Genomic DNA, 25646 nt, shown 5'->3' on the forward strand with positions numbered 1-25646 from the left:
GCTCCCTTTGAAGGAAACGGCCAAGAGCCATGTCACGTTCGTGATTATCGCCGGCATCGCACGGAGCCTGCTGAACGTCATGATGGCCAAGAAATGGGAGGGCACGGAGAAGCTTCCCGCGGGGGGCTTCATCGCGGCGCCCAACCACTGCACCGAAATCGACCCCCTCATCGTGGGGCACATGCTCTACAACCAGAAGCGGGCCCCGCACTTCCTTGCCAAGGCGAGCCTTTTTAAGGTCCCCGTCCTGGGCTGGATCCTGCGGGCAACGAAGCAGATCCCGGTGGAACGCTCGACGGCGGGGGCGAACCGTTCGCTGCAGCTCGCCCAGGAGATTGTGGCCGAAGGCGGAGCTATTGTCATCTACCCCGAAGGAACCCTGACCCGGGACCCGTCGTTCTGGCCCATGAAAGGCCACACCGGTGCCGCCCGCCTGGCTCTGGAGGGCGGGATCCCCGTTGTTCCCATAGCCCACTGGGGCGCCCATGAGGTTTTTCCGCGCTACGCCAAAAGCTTCCACCTTTTTCCGCGGAAGCGTTCGCGGCTTGTGGTGGGGCCGCCGGTTGACCTCAGCGCCTTCGAAGGCCGCCCCCTGGACAAGGCAACATTGACCGCGGCTACCGAAGCGATCATGCAGGACATCACAGTCTTGCTGGCGGGGCTACGCGGCGAGGAGCCGCCGGCCGAGCGCTGGGACCCCTCGGCCCATAACCAGTCCAAGCATGGCCGGAAGATGCAAAAGAGCTCCCCGGAAACGATCGCCGACGGCAGCACCGCTCCCCAGGGCAGCCCGACAGAGAGCAACCTGACGGATCCTTCCCGGGGTGTGGAATGACCGAGCAGGACACCAAACCCGGTTCGGCACTCACCGTGGCCGTCCTGGGCGCAGGCTCCTGGGGCACCACCTTCGCGAAGATCCTGGCTGATGCCGCCACTGCTTCCGGCGTCGCCCGCAGCATCCGTATCTGGGGCCGCCGCCGTGAGGTCGTGGAGCAGATCAACGCAAGCCACCGCAATCCGCAGTACCTCAGGGACATCGAATTACCGGCAAGCATCACCGCTTCCATGGACGTGGATGAGGTTCTGGCCGGCGCTGACCTGGTGGTGCTGGCTGTGCCTGCGCAGACACTGCGGCCACAGCTGAGGAGCTGGAAACACCTTGTCAGTGCTGATGCGATGGTGGTCTCCCTCATGAAGGGCCTTGAGTTGAGTACCGACGCCCGCATGAGTGAAGTCATTTGCGAGGAACTGGGCATTCCGGCCAATCGGATAGCAGTGGTTTCAGGTCCCAACCTTGCGATGGAGATCGCCCGGGAAGAGCCCACCGCCTCGGTTGTGGCTTGTTCCAACGCTGCGGCTGCCGGGTGGATTGCGCGCACTTGCACTGCCCCGTATTTCCGTCCCTACACCACCGGGGATGTCGTCGGCGTCGAAATCGGCGGCATTGTGAAGAACGTGATCGCCCTGGCCGTAGGCATCTGCGAAGGCAAACAGATGGGTGACAACACCAAAGCTTCGGTTATCACCCGGGGACTGGCCGAGACTTCCCGTCTGGCGCTTGCCCTTGGCGGCGAGGCCAAGACAATGGCCGGCCTGGCAGGTTTGGGTGACCTCGTGGCAACATGTTCCTCGCCGCTGTCAAGAAACCATACCGCCGGACGGCTGCTGGGGGAGGGTCTTTCCCTCGGCCAGGTAACTGAGAAAATGACGCAGACGGCCGAAGGGATCAAATCCGGCCAGGCTGTCCATGAGCTGGCAGGAAAGCTTGGCGTTGATATGCCCATTACCGCGGCCGTGGTGGCCGTCCTTGCCGGAAAGATGTCCGTTGACGAACTGGGCCCGCGACTGCTGGCCCGGGAACTGAAACCCGAAGGCGATTACTGACTGTGTCGGATGAGAATGTAGAAGTCGCGGGCAAGCCGCGCCCCCGGGTTGTTGTGCTGTTCGGTGGACGCTCCAGCGAGCATGCCGTCAGCTGCGTCACTGCCGCAGGCGTGCTGGGGGCCATTGACAAGGACAAATACGACGTCATTCCCATCGGGATCGCGAAGTCAGGGCAATGGGTGCTGACGTCTGCAGATACAAGGCAATGGTCGCTGTCCTCGACATTGTTGCCCGAGGTCGAGCCGTCATCCAGTACCGTTACGCTGGCGGAGATCGGCGGGGAGCACCAGCTCATTGTCGCCGCACCCAACCAGATCCCCCAGGAACTCGGGACTGTCGACGTCGTGTTCCCCGTCCTGCATGGGCCGTTCGGCGAGGACGGGACCATCCAGGGGCTGTTGGAGCTTTCTGATACCCGCTACGTCGGAGCCGGGGTGCTGGCTTCCGCCGTAGGCATGGACAAGCACTTCATGAAGGTAGTTTTTGAGGCCGCCGGGCTTCATGTGGGACCGTACGTGGCCGTGACAGACCGCCAGTGGCTCACTGATCCGGAATCAGTGCGTAAACGCGTCGACCTGCTCGGATTCCCCGTCTTTGTGAAGCCGGCCCGGGCAGGCTCCTCCATGGGCATTTCCAAAGTGGACTCTCTCGAGGGCCTGGATGCCGCCATCGAGGAGGCACGTCTCCACGATCTCAAGCTTGTTATTGAAGCAGGAATCGCCGGGCGGGAGATCGAGTGCGCCGTGCTTGAGGGCCGTGGAACCCAGTCGCCGCGCACCTCCATGCCTGGCGAAATCTCGGTTGCCGGGGGCAGTCACGAATTCTACGACTTCAATGCCAAGTACGTTGAGGATGATGCTGCAAAGCTGAGTTGCCCGGCAGACATCCCGGAAGAAGCAATCGCCCGTGTCCGTGAACTCGCCGCCGCAGCGTTTGATGCCGTAGGTGCCGAAGGGCTGAGCCGCGTGGACTTCTTCTACACTCCTGACGGCGACATCATCATCAATGAGATCAACACGATGCCCGGCTTCACCCCCAAGAGCATGTACCCGCAAATGTGGGCCGCGTCAGGGTTGAGCTATCCGGCCCTCATTGACGAACTGATCTACTTGGCCCTCCACCGGAAAACAGGGCTCCGCTAATCCCCACCGGCACCCTAACCTCGCTCCGCTTCGGCCAGGGAACCCTGCCGGCGTGGGCCCAGGCAGCACCCTAACCTCGCTCCGCTTCGGCCAGGGAACCCTGCCGGCGTGGGCCCAGGCAGCACCCTAACCTCGCTCCGCTTCGGCCAGGGAACCCTGCCGGCGTGGGCCCAGGCAGCGCTCTAACTGGTTGGTGGCAGGTTCTGCAAATCTTCCTTGCCCACGCAGTTGCGGCTTGCCGGGATCTTTCCTGCAGCGCTGGCAAGATCAGCCAACACCGTTGCCGAGGAGATTTTTTCGGGATCCATCAGGATCTCTGTCGCGGGTTCCCGGCCGAACGTGGTGAGCGTATAGACCGGGTCCCCTTCCTTGATGACCCAGTCGATGCCGTTGACGCTGACACATCTGTCAGTGGTGGGTCCCGGCGGGTTGACACCGCACCGGAGGATGACACGCGAGGGGTCTCCCCATGCTGCTGTCGCCTGGCTGTTCGTCTTGCGCAACGGGGCGTCCCCGATTGCCTCGGGAAGGGCCACCATCATGGGTGCACAGGCTGGATTTGCGGCATCCTTCGCCGGGGCAACATCGACGACCGGAGAGCAGGCTGTGAGCGAAAGCGCGCCTGCGGCCAGAATGGCGAGGAGGCGGATTCCGGGGGAAGTGACCGGTGGGTTGGGCCGAAGCATCAAACAAGCCTATCCTGCGGCGCCCGCCCAGTGATGTCGGCTGACCATGATGTCCTCCCCCCGCGATAGCGTAGTGCCGTGCTTGAAACTCCGTTGACCGTTGCTGACCTAACCGAATCCGGGCTGCTTGCCAGGATCTTCCCCCGCCTCAAAAGCGCTCCCGAAGCCCGCGCCCTGCTGCTGCTCGGTCCAGGCGACGACGCCGCAATCGTCGGCGCCCCGGACGGGCGGACAGTCCTGAGCATCGACACCCAGGTCCAGGATCAGGACTTTCGCCTCCAGTGGCCCAACGGGCATGCGAGCACAGGGTACGACGTCGGCTGGAAGGCTGCTGCCCAGAACCTCAGTGACATCAACGCGATGGGAGCCCAGGCAACCTCCATGGTGGTGAGCCTGACCCTGCCCAGCGGAACCCCCGTGTCCTGGGTCGAGGATTTTGCGGATGGATTGTCTGCCAGCATCCGTGAACTGGGAGCACTCCGCTGCTCGGTTGCGGGCGGGGACCTAGGCCGCGGGCGTGAACTTGCCGTGACCGTGGCCATTCTTGGGACCCTGGATGGCAGGGAACCTGTGCTGCGGTCCGGTGCCACCCCGGGCGATGTACTGGCTCTGGCAGGCACTGTCGGGCGGGCAGCGGCAGGCCTTGCCATTCTGGAGTCAGGACACAGCGTGGCGTCACTGACTCCCGGGCTGCGTCAGCTGGTGGACGCCCAGTGCCGCCCCTTCCCGCCTCTGGCTTCGGGGCCGTTGGCACTGGAGGCAGGAGCCTCGGCCATGCTTGACATCTCTGACGGGCTGGTCAGGGATGCAGGCCGGATGGCGGAAGCCAGCAAGGTGGTCGTGGAGCTTGATCCGGAGTCTTTGAAGCTCCTGGCCGCCCCGTTGGCGCCTGCAGGAAGGCTGCTCGGAACGGAGCCGCTTGAGTGGATCCTGGGCGGTGGCGAGGACCATGGCCTGCTTGCAACCTTCCCCGTTGGAGTTCAGTTGCCCAGAGGCTTTGCTGCGATAGGCTCAGTGCAGGCCCTTGCAGGAAACAACAGTACGGGTGTCAATATCGCGGGCAGGCCCGCTGACCTTGTGGGATGGGATCACTTTGCAGACTAAGATTGCCGCGAACGCGCAAGCGATGAAGCGGTGGTTGAGCAAGGCAGAAACGGCCCTTGGAAACCACAGCGACCGACTCAACGCGATCAACATCTTTCCGGTCGCAGACGGGGACACCGGCACCAACCTGTATCTCACCGTCCGTGCCGCGACTGAAGCTCTGGGCGGACGAGGCAACCCAGCCGAAGCTGGTCCATCCCAGGCTGTCTCGGACGACTCACGAGCTCCAGTCCACAGAACTGCGATCCACGGAACAGCCGTTCACGGAGCTGCCGGACAAAATGATGTGGGTGCCGTGCTCGCAGTGGCAGGCCAGGCGGCTATGGAGAAAGCACGCGGCAACTCCGGAACCCTTTTTTCGGTGTTCCTTTGCGCCGCCGCCGAACCACTGGCCGGGCACACACGGCTCAGTTCCCCTCTGCTTGCAGCTGCCTTGAACAGGGCACAGATCAGGGCGTGGACGGCGCTCAGTGATCCCGTGCCCGGCACCATGCTGTCGGTGATCGAAGCCGCTTCCCGTGCAGTCTCCGCCGTCGACTCGGCATTGGACGGGGACGACAGCAATCATGCCCTTGGCCTCGCCCTCGACGCCGCCGTGCAGGCTGCACTGGAAGCCGTGATCCGTACTGAATCACAACTGGACGCCCTGCAAGCAGCCAAGGTCGTAGATGCCGGAGGAGTCGGCATGCTCCTGATCCTGGACTGCCTGCGCTCGGCTGTCCTCGGGGAAGAGCTGCAAAGTGAACTTCTGGATGGCTTGCACGGCTACGACGTGCAGGACCCCCATATCCACGCGGCCATGCCTGATGACGACGGCGTGGAAGTCATGTGTACCATCAACCTTTCGCCGCTGGATGCCGCCACTCTGCGGCAGCGCCTGGACCAGATGGGGGACTCCGTCATCATGAGCCAACTGGGCAATTCTGCAGACCCGGACGGCAAGTACCGCTGGCGTGTCCACGTTCATGTGAAAGAAGAGGCGCCCGCCGTGGCCCTAATCCGCGCACTGGGTGAGCCCGCTGAAATCTCCGTCAGCGAGCTGGCACAGGCGCGGAATGTTGAGGTCGGAGACTATAACGGGCATGAGCGCTGAGCTGGACCTTGCCCTGGAGCGCCGCATAGGAAAGCGCTCCGCGGCTGTCATCGAGAAGCACCTCGGCATTACCACTGTTGGTGAACTCCTCAACTACTTCCCCCGCCGCTATCTGAGCAGGGGAGAGCTGACACCTATCAGTGAAGTGCCGCTGGATGAGGACGTCACGCTGATTGCGCGCGTCGTCTCCAGCAGCACGCGGGCCATGAGGGCCCGCCGTGGTTCCTTGACCGACGTCGTCATTACCGATGACGCCGGGGCCACCACCGGGACAGGCGGAGGTTCCGCCGCCAAGGCGGGAACGCTCAAGATCAGCTTCTTTAACGGGTACAGAGCCAAGGCTGAGCTCCTTCCGGGCCGGCGGGCCATGTTCTCCGGCAAAGTCACCATGTTCGGCGGCACGCTGGGGCTCACCAATCCAGACTTCCTCCTGCTGGACGAGGACCCCGAAGCTCCAGGCATGGACCCGGAGAAGCTCGCGGCTATGCCCATTCCCGTCTATCCGGCCACTGCCAAACTGACCAGTTGGTCCATCCAGAAAGTAATCTCCACGCTGCTCGATACTGTTGAGCTGGGCGATCTTAAGGACCCGCTACCCGCCGAGATCGCGGCCAGGGAACATTTCCTTCCGATCGGCGAGGCCTACCGTCTGATCCATGCCCCGGAGACGCAGCCGGACTGGCAACGAGCCAGAGACCGCTTCCGGTTCCAAGAAGCACTGGTCCTTCAATCGGCGCTCGCCCGGCGCCGCGCTCAGCTCGCCGCCGAGGAAGCTACGGCACGAAGGCCGGTACCAAATGGACTGCTGGCCGCCTTCGACCGGCAGCTGCCCTTTACCCTCACCGCAGGCCAGGCCGCCGTCGGAAAAACCCTGTCCGGTGAGCTTTCACAGGACAGTCCGATGAACCGACTCCTGCAGGGAGAAGTCGGCTCGGGAAAGACCATCGTGGCCTTACGCGCCATGCTGCAGGTGGTTGACTCCGGGGGACAGGCGGCTTTGCTCGCACCTACTGAAGTTCTCGCCGCCCAGCACTTCGAGTCCATCCGCCGTACCCTCGGGCCGTTGGTCCGCGACGGTCTTCTTGGCGGTGCGGAGGCGTCCACCGGCATCGACGGGGTCCAGGTCACCCTGCTGACGGGATCAATGCCCACTGCGGCGCGAAAGCAGGCAATGCTCGATGCGGCCTCCGGAACAGCGGGCATCGTCATCGGCACCCACGCACTGCTTAGCGAGAACGTCTCCTTTTACGACCTGGGCCTGATTGTGGTGGACGAGCAGCACCGCTTCGGAGTCGAGCAGCGCGATGCCCTCCGGGCCAAAGCCCGCAAGCCGCCACACCTACTGGTCATGACCGCCACCCCCATTCCGCGGACCGTGGCGATGACCGTTTTCGGAGACTTGGAAACGTCCGTCCTCGACGAGCTGCCAGCCGGGCGTGCCCCGATCTCCACGCACATCGTCGGCCTCGCCGAAAACCCCGCCTGGGCAGCAAGAATCTGGTCCCGCTCCCGCGAAGAGATCGACGCCGGCTATCAGGTATATGTGGTGTGCCCCAAGATCGGCACTGACGACGACGGCGACTTCAGTCCTGGTGAGGCGGAGCCGTCCGGGGCGGAACCGGAAGGTGACTCGACCGGGCGCGAACTGGCCTCGGTGACCGCCGTCGTCGAACATCTCAAGGAGGAACCCGCTCTCGCAGGGGTGCCTCTGGCGCCCCTTCATGGCAGGCAGGATCCCGCTGTGAAGTCCGAAACGATGGCGTCTTTCACCGCGAACCAGGTCAAGCTCCTCGTATCCACCACGGTCATCGAGGTAGGAGTGGATGTCCATAACGCAACACTGATGGTGATCCTTGATGCCGACAGGTTCGGTATTTCCCAGCTCCACCAGCTCCGCGGGCGCGTTGGCCGCGGCGGACTGCCTGGTACCTGTCTGCTGGTGACTGCCCTGGAACCCGGGCATCCGAGCCGCCGCAGGCTGGACGCCGTCGCAGCGACCACCGATGGCTTTGAGCTGTCGCAGGAGGATCTCAAACTCCGCCGCGAAGGCGACATCCTAGGAGCCTCGCAGTCTGGTGGCCGCTCCACGTTGAGGCTGTTGAGGGTGTTGGAACATGAGGATGTCATTGCACGCGCCCGGCAGGATGCCCAGCGCATCGTTGGCCGGGATCCGCAGCTGTTGGCCCATCCTGTCCTGGCCGCCGCCATCGACGAATACCTGAACCCCGAAAAGGAGGCCTTCCTTGAGCGAGGCTAAACCAAATGCCGCCATGGAATGCGGCGTGCGCTCCGGGGGACCGGCTTGAGCCGGGTCATTGCCGGCGTGGCCGGCGGGACACCTCTGGTCAGCGTCCCTGGTTCGTTGACACGGCCCACCACGGACCGGGTGAAGGAGGCATTGTTTTCCCGGCTGGAGGCCTTCGACGTCATTGCCGGGGCCAGGGTTCTGGATCTCTATGCGGGTTCCGGATCGTTGGGCGTAGAAAGCGCCAGCCGTGGTGCCGAAGCGGTGGACCTCGTGGAATCCGATGCGAAGGCAAGCGCCGTCTGCCAGCGGAATGCGGACATGATCAACACAGCGCTGGGCGGCAAGAACGTCTCGGTTCACAGGTCAAAGGTGGAGCCGTTTCTTGAACGGGCAGAGGCGGGAATCCTGTGGGATCTGGTGTTCCTGGATCCGCCCTATCCGCTGGATGAGCCTGCCCTCGCGGCTGTGCTGGAGAAACTGTCGGGACATCTCGCCGACGCTGCCGTGGTGGTGGTCGAACGATCGTCACGGACCCCCGAACCGCAATGGCCTGCCTCCATGGAACGATTTGCGGAACGAAAATACGGCGAAACCAAGCTGTGGTTTGCTGAACCCTCGGCCCGGGAATAGAACGGGCTTATCCGCTTAGTTGAGCGCGTCCAGCTCCACCCCGGCCAGTACGTTCGCCGGATGAGGACCACGGGAGTTGAGGGACGCCGTCCACTCCTCCGGCCACGGGTGCTGCGTTCCCACCAGGACAATGTTTCCGGGGTAGCGCCCTGCGAACATCCCTGTCTCAGCCGTTGCTACGACCGCCTGGAATACCCTCCGCATGGCTGCAACCTGGCTCCGGACGAGGGTGAGCCCGGGTTCGTCACCCACGTTGACGATCAGGGCTCCTCCCTGGGCCAGCCGATCAGCAGCCTCTTCGTAGAACTCGCTGCAGGCAATATGGGCGGGGGCTTCCGGGCCGGAGAATATGTCCAGGATGATCACGTCGAAACTGAGTCCGGCCGGAAGGTCGGCAAGGGACTCGCGGGCGTCCCCAATGACGGCAGTGAGCTCAGTCCCCTCGGGCAAAGGCAGTTGCTGGAGCACAAAGTCCAGCAGCTCCCGTTCCAGCTCCACTGCATACTGGCGGGAACCGGGCCGGGTGGCCTGGATGTAGCGGGCCAGGGTGAGGGCACCTGCGCCAAGGTGCAGCGCGTGGATGGGCTGGCCGGGAGGGGCGGCGAGATCCATGACGTTGGCGATCCTCCGCAGGTACTCATAAAAGACCTCATGAGGGTCGGCGAGGTTAACGTGGGACTGCTCCGCACCCCCGATGCTGAGGACGTAGCCGCCCTGAGTATAGGCATCGGGCTCTATGCTTGCGTGTTTTCCGATGCCTTGGAGGAAGCGCGCGGCTGGCGGGCCGCTGCGGCTGATCATCAAAGCCTGTCCCGCAGCGTTGCCAGGCGAGCGGCAGCTTCTTCGAGCACTGCCGTTTTTTTGCAGAAGGCGAAGCGCAGGAGGCTCCGGGTGCGCTCTGCACCGTCCGGATGGCAGAACACCGGAACGGGTATGGCAGCAACGCCTACCAGCGCCGGAAGCCTCCGGGCGAGATCCACGGCGTCGGAGATTCCCAGCGGTGAGGTGTCGACATTCACGAAGTATGTGCCCCGCGGTGTAAACACGTCCAGGCCTGCGGCCCGCAATCCCTGGCTCAGGATGTCACGCTTGCGCTCCAGGCTTTTGGCGATCCCCGTGTAGAAGTCATCGGGAAGGCCCAGCCCTACAGCAATGGCGCCCTGGAACGGAGTGCCGGAGCTGTAGCTGAGGAACTGCTTTACGGTCCGGATGGCGGCCACCAGGTGTTCGGGGCCGCTGAGCCAGCCGATCTTCCAACCGGTGAACGAAAAAGTCTTGCCGGCAGAGGAGATGGTGATGGTGCGCTCCGCGGCACCGGGAAGGGTGGCGAAGGGAATATGGGGGACACCGAAGGTCAGGTGCTCGTACACCTCATCCGTGACGATGACGGCATTGTGCCGGGCTGACAGTTCGACGACGCGCTGAAGTACTTCACGGGGAAACACAGCGCCAGTAGGGTTGTGGGGATTGTTGATCAGCACCACCTTGGTCCGCTCGGTGAAGGCTTCCTCAATCAGCGCAGCATCGGGCATGAAGTCCGGCGCGAGGAGGGGCACGGTCGTATGCGTGGCTCCGGAGAGGCCGATTATTGCGCCGTAGGAGTCATAGAACGGCTCGAACGTGAGGACCTCGTCCCCCGGTTCCACCAGCGCAAGCAGGGTGGCGGCTATACCCTCCGTGGCTCCGGTGGTGACGATTATCTCAGTTTGGGGATCAGGCCGAAGCCCATAAAACCGCTCCTGGTGGACGGCAACGGCTTCCCGCAACTCCACTGTTCCCTTACCCGGGGCATATTGGTTGGCACCTGCGGCGATGGCAGCCTGCGCCGCGGCCTTGATCTCGGCAGGCCCATCCTCGTCCGGAAACCCTTGGCCGAGATTGATGGCGCCGGTCTTCACCGCGAGGGTGGTCATCTCTTCGAAGATCGTGACGCCAAGGGAACCGTCGGCGGCCAGCAGATTGGCTCCCGACGCGGCCCGCTGCCAAGGGGAAGGAGTTGTTCGGGTCACGTGCTTCCTGTCTGTGCTTGTCCCGGCTATCCCGGGCTTATCCCCGGCTGAATCGCGCGTCCGTGCGGTGCTGTCATGGTATCCCGCTCCGCCCATGGGGTAGGTTCGGAATATGCGACGTGCAGTATGCCCAGGTTCCTTTGATCCCATCCATAACGGTCACCTGGAGGTCATCGCCAGGGCGGCCGGGCTCTTTGACGAAGTCATCGTGGCCGTGTCCACGAACTATGCGAAAAAGTACCGTTTCACGCTCGAAGAACGCATCGATATGGCACGGGAGACACTCGCGTCACTGCGCGGGATCGTGGTTGAGCCGGTAGGGGACGGCCTGTTGGCTGAGTACTGCCGCAAGCGCGGTGTGTCCGCCATCGTCAAGGGCCTGAGGTCCTCCTCGGACTTTGACTACGAGCTGCCCATGGCCACGATGAACCGGCAGCTAAGCGGTGTGGAAACTGTCTTCCTTCCCGCTGAGGGACACTACCTCCACCTGTCCTCGACCCTGATCAAGGAAGTCGCCTCCCTGGGAGGGAACATCTCGGAATTTGTCCCCAGATCGGTCCTGAAACGGATGCTTGCTGGCGAGTCTTCAGCAGAAGGACCGCCCAGAGGGTAAGCTCTATCGGTACACATCGCCGGACGACTGTGGCATTCATCCGAACGGCAACCGCTGCATGCAGCGGTTCAGCCCTCAGTTTGAGTCCGCACCGCCCATCAGGCTAAGATGGTACGTCGGTCATATGTTCAACAGGAGTTCTCATTAAACGAGATGCTAGTTCGCCCTTGGTGTTTGACGTCAAGGACCTCGGACGCAGTCCGGGAAGCATGCGGACACTGACGGAGCATGTACCTGCACCAAGTGATCTTGGTGTAGCACTCATTGGCGTTCAGCAAGGTTCGGATATCGAACTGGACCTGAGGCTTGAGGCCGTACACGAAGGAATTCTGGTATCAGGAAATGTAATCGCCGAAGTTTCCGGTGAATGCGGCCGATGCCTGGATCCCCTTGCGTATGACCTTGAGGTCAATGTGCAGGAACTTTTCTTCTACGAGGACGTTCAGTTCTCTGACGGAGAAGACGATGAAGAGCAACGTCGAGTCGAGCACGATCTGATCGATCTTGAACCGGTGTTGCGGGACGCAGTGATTACCATGCTGCCGTTCCAGCCGGTGTGCCGGGAAGACTGCCAGGGCCTTTGTTCCGAATGCGGAGCGCGCCTGGAAGACGAGCCGGGGCACCACCACGAGGTCGTAGATCCTCGCTGGGCTGCCCTAGCTGATCTGGCTAAGCCTGACCGGCAAAATTGATTTGTAAGTGTTGGACTAAGAGAGAAATGAGTTAGCCGTGGCTGTTCCCAAGCGGAAAATGTCTCGCTCGAATACCCGCGCCCGCCGTTCCCAGTGGAAGGCGACCGCCCCCCACCTGGTGAAGACCATTGAGAACGGCCAGGTTACCTACAGCCTGCCGCACCAGGCAAAGGTCGTTACCGACTCGGCTGGCACTGCGCTGTTCCTTGAGTACAAGGGCCGCAGGGTCGCGGACGTCTAATCGGCCATACAAGGCTGAACAAGATGTCTTCAACTGAAGAGCTTCTGAAGCGTCTCGGTGTCTCTATTGACGCCGGGACGCTTCGTCTTGCGCTCACACACCGCTCCTATGCCTACGAAAACGGGGGCATACCCACCAACGAGCGTCTTGAGTTTCTGGGTGATTCCATCCTGGGCTTCTCCGTCACTGACGCCCTGTACCGGGACAACCCTTCCCTTCCGGAGGGTGACCTTGCCAAGCGGCGCTCCGCCGTCGTCAGTACAAGGGCGCTGGCAGGAATAGGGCGAAGCCTCGGCATCGGGGAGTACATCTATCTTGGACAGGGTGAAAAACTCACCGAGGGCAAGAACAAGGCCTCCATCCTCGCGGACACCATGGAGGCCCTGATCGGGGCCACCTATGTCTCAAACGACATCGAGACAGCCCGTCAGCTGGTGATGCGCCTCATCGGTCCGCTGCTGAAGGACGCCGCCGCCCTTGGCGCCGGAACCGACTGGAAGACCAGCATCCAGGAGCTAGCCGCCAGTCGGCAACTGGGCAGTATCTACTATGCTGTTGAGGGCTCAGGCCCCGACCATGCCCGTACTTTCCAGGCCGTGCTTCGCATCGGCGGGATCGACTATGGCAAGGGCGCAGGGCACTCCAAGAAGGAAGCGGAGCAGGAAGCTGCCGCGGACGCGTGGCGCAAGCTCTCCTCACCCCAGGACGCCAGCGCAGCATCCGGTACACAGGCGGGCGTTTAGGCGGTTCCTTGCCCGAGCTGCCTGAAGTAGAAGTCGTACGCCGCGGCCTGGTGAACTGGGTCCGCGGACGCACCATCATCTCGGTGGACGTTCTCGATCCCCGTTCCGTCCGCAGGCATCTGCTGGGTCCTGAGGACTTTGCGGGGAACCTCGAGGGCGCCACAGTCCTCGACGTCGTCCGCCGCGGCAAATTCCTCTGGATGCCGTTGGCGGAAGCACAAGCTGCCCCGGCAGATCCGGCCCCGGCTTCAGCCACGGGTCAGAATACGCAGCCGACCGTAGCGGTGATGGCCCACCTGGGCATGAGCGGCCAACTCCTGGTTGAGGATGCGGCGGAACCCGATGAAAAACACCTGAAGGTGCGGCTGCGGCTCAGCCCGAGCAACGGCATGCCCAACGAGTTGCGTTTTGTGGACCAGCGGATTTTCGGCGGGCTTTTCGTCACATCGCTCGTTCCAACAGACGACGGCGGCCCCGGCGGGCTCGCAGAGGACCCTCTGCCGATGATCGCCGAAGAGGCCTCCCACATTGCCCGTGACCCCTTGGATCCCCATTTCTCCTTCGATGCTTTCTATCGCCGGCTGCGCCTTCGCAAGACAGGTCTTAAGCGCGCACTCCTGGATCAGGGCCTTGTTTCGGGCATCGGCAACATCTATGCGGATGAGGCGCTATGGAAAGCCCGGCTGCATTACGCCCGTCCCACAGACACGCTTCGAAAGCCGGAAGCCCTGCGCGTGATCGAGGCCGTCCGCGAAGTGATGCTGGACGCCCTGGCCGCAGGCGGCACCAGTTTCGACTCCCTCTACGTCAACGTCAATGGAGCCTCCGGCTACTTCGACCGCTCCCTGAACGCCTATGGCAGGGAAGGGCTGGAGTGCAAGCGGTGCGCCGACGTCGGCCTGGTCAGTCTGATGAAGCGGGAGCAGTTCATGAACCGCTCCACCTACACGTGTCCCGTGTGCCAGCCCAGACCACGAAACGGACGCTGGTAACCGTTCCTGCCGCCCCGGTTCAGGCCCGTGGCCGATAGCAAAACTGAGGGTCAAAGCGCCGGAAATCCGCTGAATGTCGCTGCCACGCAGTAGATTTGGGCAGGAAAGCTACCGCTGCTTCGTCACCTTGCATGTGAACCTTGTCCGCGTCAACCAGCACTGCAGCTATTCAGGAGATCCGAACCACCTTGCACCTTAAAAGCCTGACTGTCCGGGGATTCAAGTCGTTTGCGTCGGCCACGACCTTCGATTTTGAGCCGGGCGTCACTGCTGTGGTGGGTCCCAATGGCTCGGGTAAGTCCAATGTGGTGGACGCCCTGGCCTGGGTCATGGGTGAACAGGGAGCCAAAACCCTGCGCGGCGGCAAGATGGAGGACGTCATTTTTGCCGGAACCTCTGGCCGCCCGCCCCTTGGCCGGGCCCACGTGTCGCTGACCATCGATAACACAGACGGCGCACTGCCGATCGAATACAGCGAAGTCACCATCTCCCGGACCCTGTTCCGGACCGGCGGCTCCGAGTACGCCATCAACGGTGCCGGTTGCCGGTTGTTGGATATCCAGGAGTTGCTCTCCGATTCGGGACTCGGCCGTGAAATGCATGTGATCGTCGGCCAGGGGCAGCTGGACAAGGTGCTGCACGCCACACCCGAGGACCGCCGGGGCTTTATTGAAGAGGCCGCCGGAATTCTCAAGCACCGCCGCCGCAAGGAAAAGACAGTCCGCAAGCTCGAGGCCATGCAGGCCAACCTCCAGCGGCTGAGTGACCTGACATCGGAAATCCGCCGCCAGCTGACGCCCTTGGGTAAGCAGGCTGAAATCGCCCGGCGTGCCCAGACCGTCCAGTTCGAGGTCCGTGACGCGCGTGCGAGGCTCCTTGCCGACGACCTTGTCCAGCTGCAGTCGGCCTTCGAACAGGATGTTGCCGACGAGTCTGCCCTCAAAGAGCGCCGTGGTGTGGTGGAGCTGGAGCTTGAAGGCGGTCGACGGCGGCAGGCAGCTTTGGAGCAGCTGGCAGCCGAAGCCACGCCGAGGCTCAGCGCGGCCCGCGATACGTGGTACCAGCTGACCGCCCACAGGGAGCGTCTCCGCTCGCTGGGCTCCTTGGCCACGGAGAGGCGCCGGCTGCTTGGCGCCTCCGACCCCCTTCCTGACTCAGGGCGGGATCCTGAACAGCTGGAACAGCAGGCAGCCAGGGTTCGGGCCGAACAGGCTGAGCTGGAGCACCTCATTGGGGTCAAGAGCATTGAGTTGGAAGCTGCGACAGCAGGAAAGAAAGAGGCCGAAGAGGCAGCCGTCGCCGAGGACAGGCGACTCGCCGCCGTACTCCGGGCAGCGGCAGACCGGCGGGAAGGGCTGGCACGTTTGGCAGGGCAGGTCGCCGCGGCGAGATCCCGCGTGGAGTCAGCGGAAGCTGAACTGGGCCGCCTCCGGGAATCAAAAGCCGCCGGTGACGAACGGCGCCGTCTGGCGCAGTCCGAGTTCACCGCCCTGGAATCCCAGGTGGCAGGGGTTGAAGATGGCGAGGAAAGCCTCGACGCCGACTACGAAAACGCCAGCGCCGCGCTCGAGGAAATCCTCGCCGGGATAGAGAAGCTGAGAGCCGCAGAGCGCGAGGCCGAACGCGAGCGGGACGCTTTGGTGGCCCGGCGGGATGCCCTGCAAATGGGCCTGAACCGGAAGGACGGCACCAGCCACATCGTTGATGCCAGGCTTCCGGGAGCAATGGGCACACTGGCCTCAACCCTGAAGGTCGAGGCCGGTTACGAAGCGGCCATCGCCGCGGCCCTGGGCTCGTGCTCAGACGCCGTGGTGGTAAGGGATGCGGGCACCGCCCTTGAAGCAGTCCAGCTGTTGAAGGACGACGACGCCGGACGTGTGTCGCTGCTGCTGGCAGGCGCCGGGGAGGGCACCCGGGCATCAGCCACGCCTGGACAGCGGGTTCCGGCAGTTAAGCCAGAGCTCCCGGCGGGTGCCCGGTGGGCCTTGACCCTTGTTCAGTCCTCGGAGCTTATCGAATCCTCGAACCAGGGCGAAACGTTCCGCCCAGGCGACGCAGCGTTGGCGGAGCTGCTTGCCGGCGTTGTCGTTGTTGAAGACCTGGAGTCCGCAGCGGGAGTCGTCGCCGGCAGTCCCGGGCTGACCGCCGTGACGCGTGCCGGGGACGTCTTTACGGCTCTGACCGTCAGCGGTGGTTCCGCCTCGGTTCCGTCCCTGCTTGAGGTGCAAGCCGCGGTCGACGACGCCGATGCCCGGATAAAAGGCATTGTGGCGGACCTGGAGCGCACGCGGTTTGCGTTGGCCTCTGCAGAGTCAAAAAGGGCGGAAGCCGAGGACAGGACGGAAGCTGCGCTCGAAAAACTGCACGATTCCGATGCCAGGCTCGCCGCTGTCGCCGAACGCCTTGGCCATCTGAATTCGGTGCTGCGCAGCGCTGTGGGGGAGAGCGAACGGCTGGCTGCCTCGTTGACGGCGGCGGAAGCAAACATCCTCACCGAGCGGGAAGCTCTGCAGCAGGTAGCCGCCCGCCTCGCCGCCGCTGAGGAGGTGCCCGTAGACCAGGAACCGTCCTCAGAGCACCGCGACGCCCTGGCGTTGGCGGCGTCGCTGGCGAGGGCTGCCGAAATGGATGCCCGGCTCGCGCTGAGGAGTGCCGAAGAACAACTGACAGCCACCCGGAACCGGGCCTCCTCCCTTGAAAGGGCGGCCGCCACCGAGCGCCGCGCACGGGAGGAAGCGGCGCACCGGGCGGCCAGGCGCCGGCTCCAGGCTGCCCGGGCCGCCGCTGTCGCCGCAGCTGTGGAGCAGGCCGCCGCTTTCGTCGACGTATCGGTTGAACTTGCCCGCCAGGAACGGGATGAGGCCGAGGAACAGAAGGAAGCAAGGGACCGCGAACTCGTGGAAGTCAGGTCAGGCAACGATGCCCTTGCCCGGGAACTGGCTGACCTTACCGATTCTGTGCACCGGGATGAGTTGGCCCGCGCCCAGCAGCAACTTCGGATCGAGGCGCTCGAGCTCCGGTCCGTGGAAGAACTTGGGCTTACCCCTGAGCAGCTCATAGCTGACTATGGTCCCCATTTGCCCGTTCCGGTGCCTGCAGGGGAGACAACCGATAAATGGGCGTCCCTGCGCGCCCCTGTCGATGAGGACGGAAACCCTGTACTCGACGGCAAGCCCTATGTCAGGGAGGAACAGGAAAAACGCCTGAAAAGGGCTGAGCGGGACCTCTCCTCTCTGGGCCGCGTCAACCCGCTTGCCTTGGAAGAATTCGCAGCCCTCGAAGAACGGCACCAGTTCCTCAGCACGCAATTGGAAGATCTCAAGTCCAGCCGAAAGGACCTCCTGGACATCATCAAGGAAGTTGACGAACGCGTGCAGAAGGTGTTTGCGGAGGCTTTCGCCGACACTTCAGCCCAGTTCGTGCGGGTCTTTGCCCGACTGTTTCCGGGCGGCGAAGGCAGGCTGGTGCTAACTGATCCCGCGGACATGCTGACCACCGGCATCGAGGTGGAAGCCCGTCCGGCCGGAAAGAAGATAAAGCGTCTGTCACTTTTGTCAGGCGGGGAGAGATCCCTCACGGCAGTGGCTCTCCTTGTTGCCATTTTCAAAGCCCGGCCGTCGCCGTTTTACGTCATGGATGAAGTGGAGGCAGCACTTGATGACACCAACCTGGGCCGCCTCATCACCATCTTCGAGGAACTGCGCGAATCCAGCCAGCTCATCGTCATCACCCACCAAAAGCGGACCATGGAAGTGGCGGACGCTCTTTACGGAGTGACAATGCGGGGAGATGGCGTTTCCACTGTCATCAGCCAACGCCTCGCTGAAGTTTGAGGGCCTTCAAAAAACACCATTCCCGATTGTGAGAAGCTAGGGGAGTGAACGACATCCTCCCTATTCTTCTGCCCATTCTTGCTGCCCTGGTGGTTATCGGCGGCCTGATTCCGGTTTTCATGAAGACCCGGAAGAACATCAACCGCTACCCCGGAACACGTGACCTGAACGATCCCGAGGAGCCACAGCAAGGATCCCGCGGCACCCTGGTTGAGGACAGGCCTGTGGCTGGTAAGGAGCGCAACGCTCCTGCCGGCGTCGACCTCGAAGACCTTGAAATCACAGAGGTGCCGGACAACGTTGCCGGGCTGGAGACCATTGCGGTTGAAACACCACTCCCGGTGGCCGGCCGCCTGAACAGACTTCGGGAACGGCTCGTCAAGTCCAACAACATCCTGGGCAAGGGGCTATTGGTCCTGCTGTCCAGCGACAAAATCGATGAGGACGTCTGGGATCAGGTCGAAGAGACCCTCCTGCTGGCCGATCTTGGCACCGGGCCCACCATGCAGTTGATGGACGCCCTCCGCGAACGTGTCAAGGTACTTGGCACGCGCTCGCCTGAACAGGTCAAGGCACTCCTGCGCGAAGAGCTGATCAAGCTGGTGGATCCTTCAATGGACCGGAGCCTGCGCGTCGAACGGCACGCTGATACTCCTGCCGTGATGCTGGTAGTTGGCGTCAACGGCGTCGGCAAGACCACCACTGTGGGCAAGCTCGCCCGGGTACTGGTGGCCGAGGACAAGGACGTGCTGCTCGGCGCTGCCGATACTTTCCGCGCAGCCGCCGCTGAGCAGTTGGCCACCTGGGGTCAGCGTGTGGGCGTACCCACCGTTAAGTCCGACGTCGAGGGTGCGGATCCTGCCTCTGTCGCCTACGAGGCGGTCAAGGCCGGGATCGACCAGGAAGTCGACGTGGTGATGATCGACACCGCCGGAAGGCTTCAGAACAAGACCGGGCTGATGGACGAACTCGGCAAGGTCAAGCGGGTCATCGAGAAGCTTGCAGAGGTGGACGAGGTCCTCCTGGTCCTGGACGCAACCACCGGCCAGAACGGGCTGAACCAGGCCCGCGTCTTTGCCGAGGTAGTGAACATCACCGGCATCGTCCTCACCAAACTGGACGGCACCGCGAAGGGCGGGATCGTCGTCGCCATCCAGAAATCCCTTGGAGTGCCCGTCAAGCTCATCGGCCTCGGTGAAGGCGCTGACGATCTGGCACCGTTCGAAGTTGAAGGCTTCGTGGACGCCCTACTGAACTAGCGCCACTAACTAGGCTGGCTGGCCGGACGGGCGCTGCAGGGACTCCCGGGCCAGCAGCCAGCCGACGGCGGCGACCACCAGCACACCGCCAGTGACGCCGAACGCCCAGCTGTACCCAAGCTGGTCCGCCAGGACGCCGGCGAGCACGGGCCCGGCGATCGCCCCGGTATCGGCCGTCATCTGGAACACCGCCAAAACACGCCCTCCGGACCGTTCATTGCCGATCACATCGGCAATGGCTGCCTGCTGCGCGGGCCCCAGAATCCCTGAGCCGATGCCGGCTGCGGCTGATGCCACCAGGAACCAGACCATGTCGGTCGTAAATCCAATCGCACCCGTAGCCACTCCGGTCAGCACCAGGCCGGTAATCATCATTGGCCGGCGGCCCAAAGAATCTGCCAGCCGTCCCGAGAAGGAGAGCGAAGCGGCGTTTCCGGCGGCGAACACCGCCAACGCCCATCCCGCGGCTTCAGTACCGGCACCTATGGCAGCCACCGCGAACAGGGGCACGGTGGCCATCCTTACGCCAAAAGTTGCCCAGCCGTTGGCGAAGCTGGAGACGAGGCCTGCGCGGTAGGCGCTGTCTGCCAGCGCCTGGCGGAGCTCCATGGGCGGGTTGGCTTTACCCGCTTCGCGCGACCCCGTCACATGGGTGAGCTGTGTCTGGATCACCAAGGCAGCCAAGACCAGGGCCCCGGCGTACGCCAGGAAGGGAACGCGGAGCCCAAAACCTGCCAGCAGGCCTCCCACAATTGGTCCGCAGACGTTGCCGATCAGGAACGCGGAAGCATACGCTCCGGAAACCCGGCCGCGGCTTTCAGGGGGAGCAAGCCTGACCACCAGTGCCATTGAGGCAACCGTGAACATCACTGAACCTGCTCCGCCGAGCCCCCGGAAAATGAGCAACTGCCAATAGTCCTGGGCAAAAGCGCAGGCTGCCGTAGAAGCAGCAACGATCAGCAGCCCGCCTACATAGATGGGCCGCTCACCGAACCTGACAATCAGGGCGCCACCGGCCGGAGCGAAGACCAGCCTCATCAAGGCGAAAATACTAACGATCACGGCAGCAGCAGTCGCGCCGACGTCGAAAGTGGTGGCGAACTGAGGGAGCACCGGTGCTACAAGGCCGAATCCCAAGGCAATAAGGAATGCTGCAACCAACATCACCTTGATATCGCGGGGGAGCCCCCTGTCCGGCGATGCGGTAGCCGCGGAAATTCCCTTGGTCCCGTTACCGGAAGGGGATCGTTCGGTCATGGCGCTTGGATCCTAGCGATTGAAGAGAGGGATGGGGTTTTGGACTCGTGAAACATATCCGTAACAAGCAGGATATGCACCATTTACTTCCGGGAGATTCTTGTAACAACCCGGCAATCTAAATCCTCCGCGAGTGAAACACAGCCCAGCCAAAATCTTCTAAGAACGCAAACAAGGCAACGCAAACAAGGCGTTGGCAAGCGGATCACTTCGCAGCATCAATAGGCATCTATCAAGCATTAGGCAAGGGAGGACGTGCACCATGGAACTTACCGCAGGTCACGTATGGCTCATGGTTGCGGCGGCACTCGTGCTGTTCATGACACCAGGGCTGGCATTTTTTTACGGCGGCATGACGCGCGCCAAGGCGGCGCTGAACATGATGATGATGAGTTTCATCTCCATCGGCATCGTGGGCGTTGTCTGGGTCCTCTGGGGCTACTCCATGACGGGCGGTGAAGGCTTCCTGCAGATTGTCGGAAACCCGTTCACCAGCTTCGGTCTTGAGGGCGTCAACTCGGCGGAGTCGCCAAACGGCCTCATCCTCGCCGGCTACGGAGCTACCTTCGCCATCATCACCGTGGCCCTGATCAGCGGAGCCATTGCAGACCGCGCCAAGTTCGGCGCCTGGACTGTCTTCGTGCCAGTATGGGTAACGCTCGTTTACTGCCCGCTGGCCTACATGGTCTGGGGTGGCGGCCTCTTCGGTGCGGACGGCGCAATCGGCCAGGCCCTCGGCACGGCTATCGACTTCGCCGGAGGTACCGTTGTCCACATCAACGCCGGTGTGGCGGCTCTGATCCTCGTTCTGATCATCGGCAACCGCAAGGGCTTCGGCAAGGATCCCAACCACCGCCCGCACAACATCCCCTTCGTCATGCTCGGCGCTGCGATCCTGTGGTTCGGTTGGTTTGGCTTCAACGGCGGCCTCGCCTCTTCCGCTGAGCAGGGTGGCCTGATCTGGGTAAACACTCTCGCAGCACCTGCCGCAGCCATGATCGGCTGGCTCATCATTGAGCGCATCCGCGACGGACACCCCACCTCCCTGGGCGCAGCATCCGGTGTTGTTGCAGGCCTCGTGGCCATCACCCCGGCCTGTGCAAACGTCAGCCCGGTCGGTGCACTGGGTCTCGGCCTCATCGCTGGTATCGCATCTGCCCTGGCTGTTGGCCTGAAGTTCCGCTGGGGCTTCGATGACTCCCTGGACGTTGTGGGTGTCCACCTTGTCTCCGGCATCATCGGCACCGTGGCCCTTGGCTTCATCGCCCTTCCGGAAGAGGGCGTCGGCGGCGGGCTCTTCTACGGCGGCGGCTTCACCCAGCTCTGGGCGCAGCTTGCAGTAGCCGGTATCGCCATAGCCTACTCCGCGATCCTCACCGCTGTGATCGGCCTGGCAATCCACAAGACCATGGGCTTCCGGGTCTCCCAGGAACAGGAAACTGTGGGCGTAGACCTCAGCCTGCACGCAGAGACCGCTTACGAGTTCGGCGTCGGCGGCCACGGCGGAAGCTTCCAGCCGCTGCACGAACTGATCACCGGCAAGCCCCAGGGCGAAGCCACCGCAGCACCCGCAGACAGCACAAAGACTGATGCAGCAGCAGGTAAGGAAAGCGTGGGCGCATGAAACTGATTACAGCAATCGTTAGGCCGGAAAAGCTTGAGTCCATCCGAGAAGGGCTTGAAGCATACGGAGTACAGGGCCTGACGGTCAGCGCAGCCAGCGGCTACGGCCGGCAGCGCGGCTACACCGAGGTTTACCGCGGTGCTGAGTACAACGTGGACCTTCTGCCGAAGATCCGCGTGGAGGTTCTGGCCACGGACGAGCAGGCGGACGACATCCTCGATGTCATTATCGCCAGCTCCAACACGGGGCGAGCCGGTGACGGCAAGGTATGGACAGTGGACGTTTTTGAAGCGGTCCGGGTCCGCACCGGCGAACGCGGTTCCGCAGCAATCTAGTTCAAGGATTAGAGGCTTCCAAGCTGAAACACAAAGCGGGCCGGGCACCTGAAAAGGTATCCGGCCCGCTTTTGCTTGTTATGGCGAGCCTGGCCAGGAAGCCGGCCCTGTAGTTCCGGCGTCGTATTCCTCCAGAGGTACCTCACCGTTTGACCAGGCGCGCAGGACAGGGTCCACGATGCGCCAGCAGTCTTCCGCGGCATCGCCGCGCACGGACAGCAAAGGATCTCCGGTGAGCACCCCTTCCAGGACTTCGCCATAGGGCAGGAGGTCGGAGGCACTTAACACGGCATTCAGCGTTGCCCGGTCAAGGCTCAGGATGTTGCCCGGGCCATTGACATCGACGTCGAACTGTAGCGTGTCAGGCCCGAATCCGATCCGGAGCTGGTTGGGGGAGTCCACCCCTGTGAAGCCCGCCGGAAGGTGCGGTACAGGGCGGAAGGTGATGACCGCCTCCTTGCGCTTATTTCCCATGGCTTTTCCGGAGCGGAGGATGAACGGGACTCCTTGCCAGCGCCAGTTGTCGACTTCAACCCGGACCTCTGCAAGGGTCTCCGTGTTCCTGGACGCATCAACACCCTGTTCCTGGACGTAGTCAGGGATGCTCCTGCCCGCAATGGAACCGGCTGTGTATCGGGCCCGGCGCGAGGTGTTGCTGAAGGGCGGTTTGATGCTGCTGGCACGGAGGACGGTACTGATGGCATCTCTGAGATCGCGTTCGCCAACCGTTGCGGGCGGTTCGATGGCCATGAGTGCCATGATTTGGAGCAGGTGGCTCTGGATCATGTCCCGTAACGCGCCAGCTCCGTCGTAATACCGCGCTCGCCCTTCCAAGGCGAGGTCCTCTTCGAAGATGACCTCGACCTTCTCAATGTAGTTCCGGTTCCAGACTGGTTCCAGGAAGGTGTTAGCGAAACGAAGTCCAAGGATGTTCAGCACCGTCGCTTTTCCCAGGAAGTGGTCCACACGATGGATGTGGTCCTCCGGAACAAGGCCCACCAGAGTGTTGTTCAGCTCGCGGGCCGTGGCCTCGCTGGATCCGAACGGCTTTTCCATCACCAGCCGCGTCCCCCGCGGAACTTCCTCCGGGGTAAGGACTTCACAGGCTTTCTGGCTGACCTGCGGTGGGAGCGCAAAGTAGACGGCCACCGGGCCCTCCAGCTCTTTCAGCAGGGCTCCCAGCTCCCCGCCAGCCGTCACGTCCAGCTGATGGTAGCCCGTGGACCCCGCGATCCTCTCCAGTTCCGGCTTTCCGGCAGGATCCGCCTCGCCAAGCGCATCCGCGAAGGAGGTCTCCACCCGCTCAAGCCACTGTTCCGGCGTCCACGGGTCCGAGCCTGCGCCAACGAGCCTGAGGCTGCCTGCACGGCCCTTTGCGGCCAATCTGGCGAGCCCGGGCAGCAGGAGCCGCCCGGTGAGATCACCGGAAGCGCCCAGAATGAGGAGGGTTTTTACACTTGATTGGCTGGTCACCCTGCCAGCATGCCATCTTGAAGGTTGCTCTTGGTACCCTAGATAGTCGAGTCCCGTTGTCGAGGCAGTCCGTCCGGACGAGCAGTCCGGACGAACACCAGTCCACGACGTTGGCGCGCCTGATTGGCCGTCATCCGAGAACAACTGAAAGAAGTGCACGGCGCGTGTTCAATTCACTCTCTGACCGGTTGGCAGCAACCTTCAAGAATCTCCGCGGCAAGGGCCGCCTCACCGAGGCGGATGTTGATGCCACGGTCCGTGAAATACGTCGTGCACTCCTGGATGCCGACGTCGCCGTACCTGTGGTGCGTGAATTCACCGCACGGGTGCGCGAGCGCGCGCTGGGGGCTGAGGTTTCAGGGGCCCTGAACCCGAGTCAGCAGATCGTGAAGATCGTCAATGAGGAACTCGTCGAGATCCTTGGCGGTGAAACCCGACGTATCCGCCTCGCCAAGACCGGCCCCACCATCATCATGTTGGCGGGTCTGCAGGGTGCAGGAAAGACGACGCTCGCCGGCAAGCTCTCCAAATGGATGAAGTCCCAGGGCCACAGTCCCATCCTCGTTGCCTGCGACCTCCAGCGGCCCAATGCCGTGACCCAGCTGCAGGTGGTGGGCAAGCGGGCGGGTGTTCCCGTCTTCGCACCGCACCCCGGCGCCACCTCCGAGCTTGAGCACCCGGCCGGCGATCCTGTTGCCGTTGCCAAGGCAGGAGTGGAGGAAGCGCGGCAGAAACTGCATGACGTCGTCATCGTCGATACCGCCGGACGTCTCGGTGTGGACACCGACATGATGGATCAGGCACGGAACATCCGCCGGGCCATCGTCCCCAACGAAGTGCTGTTCGTCGTCGACGCCATGATCGGCCAGGACGCTGTCAACACGGCGCTGGCCTTCGATGAAGGTGTGAACTTCACGGGCATTGTGCTCTCCAAGCTCGACGGCGACGCCCGCGGTGGTGCTGCGCTCTCGATTGCCTCCGTCACGGGGAAGCCCGTCATGTTCGCGTCCACCGGTGAAAGCCTGGATGACTTCGAACTCTTCCACCCCGACCGCATGGCCTCCCGCATCCTCGATATGGGTGACGTCCTCACCCTTATTGAGCAGGCCGAGAAGTCCTGGGACAAGGACGAAGCTGCCCGGATGGCGAAGAAATTCGCCGACCAGGAAGACTTCACCCTTGACGATTTCCTGGCCCAGATGCAGCAGATCCGCAACATGGGTTCCATGAAGAAAATGCTCATGATGATGCCGGGCGCCCAAAACATCCGCCAGCAGCTGGAGCAGTTCGACGAGCGGGAGATCGACCGGGTTGAAGCCATTGTCCGGTCCATGACGCCCCACGAACGCGTTGCGCCGAAAATCATCAACGGCTCACGCCGGGCGCGTATTGCCCGTGGTTCCGGTGTGCACGTCTCTGAGGTGAATGGACTGCTTGAACGCTTCGCCCAGGCCCAGAAGATGATGAAGAAGATGGCCCAGGGCGGCGGCATGCCCGGCATGCCCGGCATGCCCGGAGCAGGAAACGGTGGGGGAGCCCGCAAGGGTGCGAAGAACGCCCCGAAGAAGAAGGCAAGGTCGGGTAACCCTGCCAAGGCGGCCCAGGAACTGCGCGACGCAGAGACCCGGCGCTCGCAGGCTGCCAAAGCTCTTCCCACCGGTGCCGCCTTCGGCCAACAGAGCGGCGACTTCGATCCCGCCCAGCTGAACCTGCCCAAGGGCTTCGATAAGTTCCTCGGCGGAAACAAGTAAGTAACCAAGGCATCGATGTCGCCCGGGCACATTGCCC

General features: G+C 63.0%; 22 protein-coding genes. 17 read left to right on the forward strand and 5 right to left on the reverse strand.

Annotation, left to right across the window (positions count from 1 at the left end; translation table 11 throughout):
• Window positions 1–7 precede the first annotated feature (7 nt).
• The 3 genes from M1E05_RS08865 to M1E05_RS08875 are packed head-to-tail and all read left to right on the forward strand — an operon-like array spanning window position 8 to window position 3026.
• Entirely contained in the window at window positions 8–835 is an 828-nt protein-coding gene (locus M1E05_RS08865) for a lysophospholipid acyltransferase family protein (protein ID WP_458111230.1), read from the forward strand.
• On the forward strand, window positions 832–1884 hold the full coding sequence (locus M1E05_RS08870; RefSeq protein ID WP_461165033.1) for an NAD(P)H-dependent glycerol-3-phosphate dehydrogenase: 1053 nt from the start codon (window positions 832–834) through the stop codon (window positions 1882–1884). Before M1E05_RS08865 ends, M1E05_RS08870 begins: the two co-directional genes overlap by 4 nt.
• Window positions 1881–3026: a D-alanine--D-alanine ligase family protein gene (locus M1E05_RS08875; RefSeq protein WP_461165215.1), complete on the forward strand. Its 1146-nt coding sequence runs from the start codon at window positions 1881–1883 to the stop codon at window positions 3024–3026. The genes M1E05_RS08870 and M1E05_RS08875 overlap by 4 nt, the downstream gene beginning before the upstream one ends.
• 182 nt (window positions 3027–3208) lie before the next feature.
• On the opposite strand, the gene M1E05_RS08880 is transcribed toward M1E05_RS08875, so the two are convergent.
• Window positions 3209–3712, reverse strand: coding sequence for a DUF3515 domain-containing protein (locus M1E05_RS08880; RefSeq protein ID WP_458111228.1), 504 nt, complete (start codon window positions 3710–3712; stop codon window positions 3209–3211).
• Window positions 3713–3790: 78 nt separating this feature from the next.
• Between M1E05_RS08880 and thiL the strand changes: the two genes are divergently transcribed.
• Genes thiL through rsmD form a run of 4 tightly spaced genes read left to right on the forward strand, consistent with a single transcriptional unit; the run spans window position 3791 to window position 8787 of the window.
• Entirely contained in the window at window positions 3791–4816 is a 1026-nt protein-coding gene (gene thiL / locus M1E05_RS08885; protein WP_461165034.1) for a thiamine-phosphate kinase, read from the forward strand.
• Between the two features lie 22 nt (window positions 4817–4838).
• Window positions 4839–5909 (forward strand): DAK2 domain-containing protein, encoded by a 1071-nt coding sequence (locus M1E05_RS08890; protein ID WP_461165216.1) that lies wholly within the window; start codon window positions 4839–4841, stop codon window positions 5907–5909.
• Complete coding sequence (locus M1E05_RS08895; protein ID WP_461165035.1) at window positions 5899–8166, forward strand: ATP-dependent DNA helicase RecG; 2268 nt, start codon at window positions 5899–5901, stop codon at window positions 8164–8166. The genes M1E05_RS08890 and M1E05_RS08895 overlap by 11 nt, the downstream gene beginning before the upstream one ends.
• Before the next feature lie 45 nt (window positions 8167–8211).
• Window positions 8212–8787, forward strand: a complete 576-nt coding sequence (gene rsmD / locus M1E05_RS08900) for a 16S rRNA (guanine(966)-N(2))-methyltransferase RsmD (protein WP_458111225.1) — start codon at window positions 8212–8214, stop codon at window positions 8785–8787.
• A gap of 15 nt (window positions 8788–8802) precedes the next feature.
• Here rsmD and M1E05_RS08905 read toward each other — a convergent pair whose 3' ends face one another.
• Together M1E05_RS08905 and M1E05_RS08910 are read right to left on the reverse strand one after the other, a co-directional pair.
• Window positions 8803–9588: a spermidine synthase gene (locus M1E05_RS08905; RefSeq protein ID WP_461165036.1), complete on the reverse strand. Its 786-nt coding sequence runs from the start codon at window positions 9586–9588 to the stop codon at window positions 8803–8805.
• The gene (locus tag M1E05_RS08910; protein ID WP_461165037.1) at window positions 9588–10796 is read right to left on the reverse strand and encodes an aminotransferase class I/II-fold pyridoxal phosphate-dependent enzyme; all 1209 of its coding nucleotides are present in this window, start codon (window positions 10794–10796) and stop codon (window positions 9588–9590) included. The genes M1E05_RS08905 and M1E05_RS08910 overlap by 1 nt, the downstream gene beginning before the upstream one ends.
• Before the next feature lie 112 nt (window positions 10797–10908).
• On the opposite strand from M1E05_RS08910, the gene coaD reads away from it, so the two are divergent.
• From coaD to ftsY, 7 genes are all read left to right on the forward strand, one after another.
• Window positions 10909–11409 carry a pantetheine-phosphate adenylyltransferase gene (coaD, locus tag M1E05_RS08915; protein ID WP_458111222.1) on the forward strand — a complete coding sequence of 167 codons (501 nt, stop codon included), beginning with the start codon at window positions 10909–10911 and terminating at the stop codon, window positions 11407–11409.
• A 167-nt stretch (window positions 11410–11576) separates the two neighbouring features.
• On the forward strand, window positions 11577–12101 hold the full coding sequence (locus M1E05_RS08920; RefSeq protein WP_458111221.1) for a YceD family protein: 525 nt from the start codon (window positions 11577–11579) through the stop codon (window positions 12099–12101).
• 37 nt (window positions 12102–12138) lie between these two features.
• Window positions 12139–12342, forward strand: a complete 204-nt coding sequence (gene rpmF / locus M1E05_RS08925; RefSeq protein WP_247045637.1) for a 50S ribosomal protein L32 — start codon at window positions 12139–12141, stop codon at window positions 12340–12342.
• 23 nt (window positions 12343–12365) lie between these two features.
• Complete coding sequence (gene rnc / locus M1E05_RS08930) at window positions 12366–13085, forward strand: ribonuclease III (protein ID WP_458111220.1); 720 nt, start codon at window positions 12366–12368, stop codon at window positions 13083–13085.
• 8 nt (window positions 13086–13093) lie between these two features.
• Window positions 13094–14077, forward strand: coding sequence for a bifunctional DNA-formamidopyrimidine glycosylase/DNA-(apurinic or apyrimidinic site) lyase (mutM, locus tag M1E05_RS08935; RefSeq protein WP_461165038.1), 984 nt, complete (start codon window positions 13094–13096; stop codon window positions 14075–14077).
• Between the two features lie 188 nt (window positions 14078–14265).
• Entirely contained in the window at window positions 14266–17910 is a 3645-nt protein-coding gene (gene smc, locus M1E05_RS08940; RefSeq protein ID WP_461165217.1) for a chromosome segregation protein SMC, read from the forward strand.
• A gap of 44 nt (window positions 17911–17954) precedes the next feature.
• Window positions 17955–19169 carry a signal recognition particle-docking protein FtsY gene (gene ftsY / locus M1E05_RS08945; RefSeq protein WP_461165039.1) on the forward strand — a complete coding sequence of 405 codons (1215 nt, stop codon included), beginning with the start codon at window positions 17955–17957 and terminating at the stop codon, window positions 19167–19169.
• Between the two features lie 9 nt (window positions 19170–19178).
• Here the strand turns inward: ftsY and M1E05_RS08950 are convergent, their stop codons facing one another.
• Window positions 19179–20426: an MFS transporter gene (locus M1E05_RS08950; RefSeq protein ID WP_461165040.1), complete on the reverse strand. Its 1248-nt coding sequence runs from the start codon at window positions 20424–20426 to the stop codon at window positions 19179–19181.
• 262 nt (window positions 20427–20688) lie between these two features.
• On the opposite strand from M1E05_RS08950, the gene M1E05_RS08955 reads away from it, so the two are divergent.
• On the forward strand, window positions 20689–22050 hold the full coding sequence (locus M1E05_RS08955) for an ammonium transporter (RefSeq protein ID WP_461165041.1): 1362 nt from the start codon (window positions 20689–20691) through the stop codon (window positions 22048–22050).
• Complete coding sequence (locus M1E05_RS08960) at window positions 22047–22385, forward strand: P-II family nitrogen regulator (RefSeq protein ID WP_247045651.1); 339 nt, start codon at window positions 22047–22049, stop codon at window positions 22383–22385. The genes M1E05_RS08955 and M1E05_RS08960 overlap by 4 nt, the downstream gene beginning before the upstream one ends.
• A 78-nt stretch (window positions 22386–22463) precedes the next feature.
• Here M1E05_RS08960 and M1E05_RS08965 read toward each other — a convergent pair whose 3' ends face one another.
• On the reverse strand, window positions 22464–23858 hold the full coding sequence (locus M1E05_RS08965) for a glucose-6-phosphate dehydrogenase (protein WP_458111215.1): 1395 nt from the start codon (window positions 23856–23858) through the stop codon (window positions 22464–22466).
• A 164-nt stretch (window positions 23859–24022) separates the two neighbouring features.
• On the opposite strand from M1E05_RS08965, the gene ffh reads away from it, so the two are divergent.
• On the forward strand, window positions 24023–25609 hold the full coding sequence (gene ffh / locus M1E05_RS08970; protein WP_458111214.1) for a signal recognition particle protein: 1587 nt from the start codon (window positions 24023–24025) through the stop codon (window positions 25607–25609).
• The last annotated feature ends 37 nt before the right edge of the window (window positions 25610–25646 follow it).

It is taken from the genome of Arthrobacter sp. R4-81 (assembly GCF_054792365.1).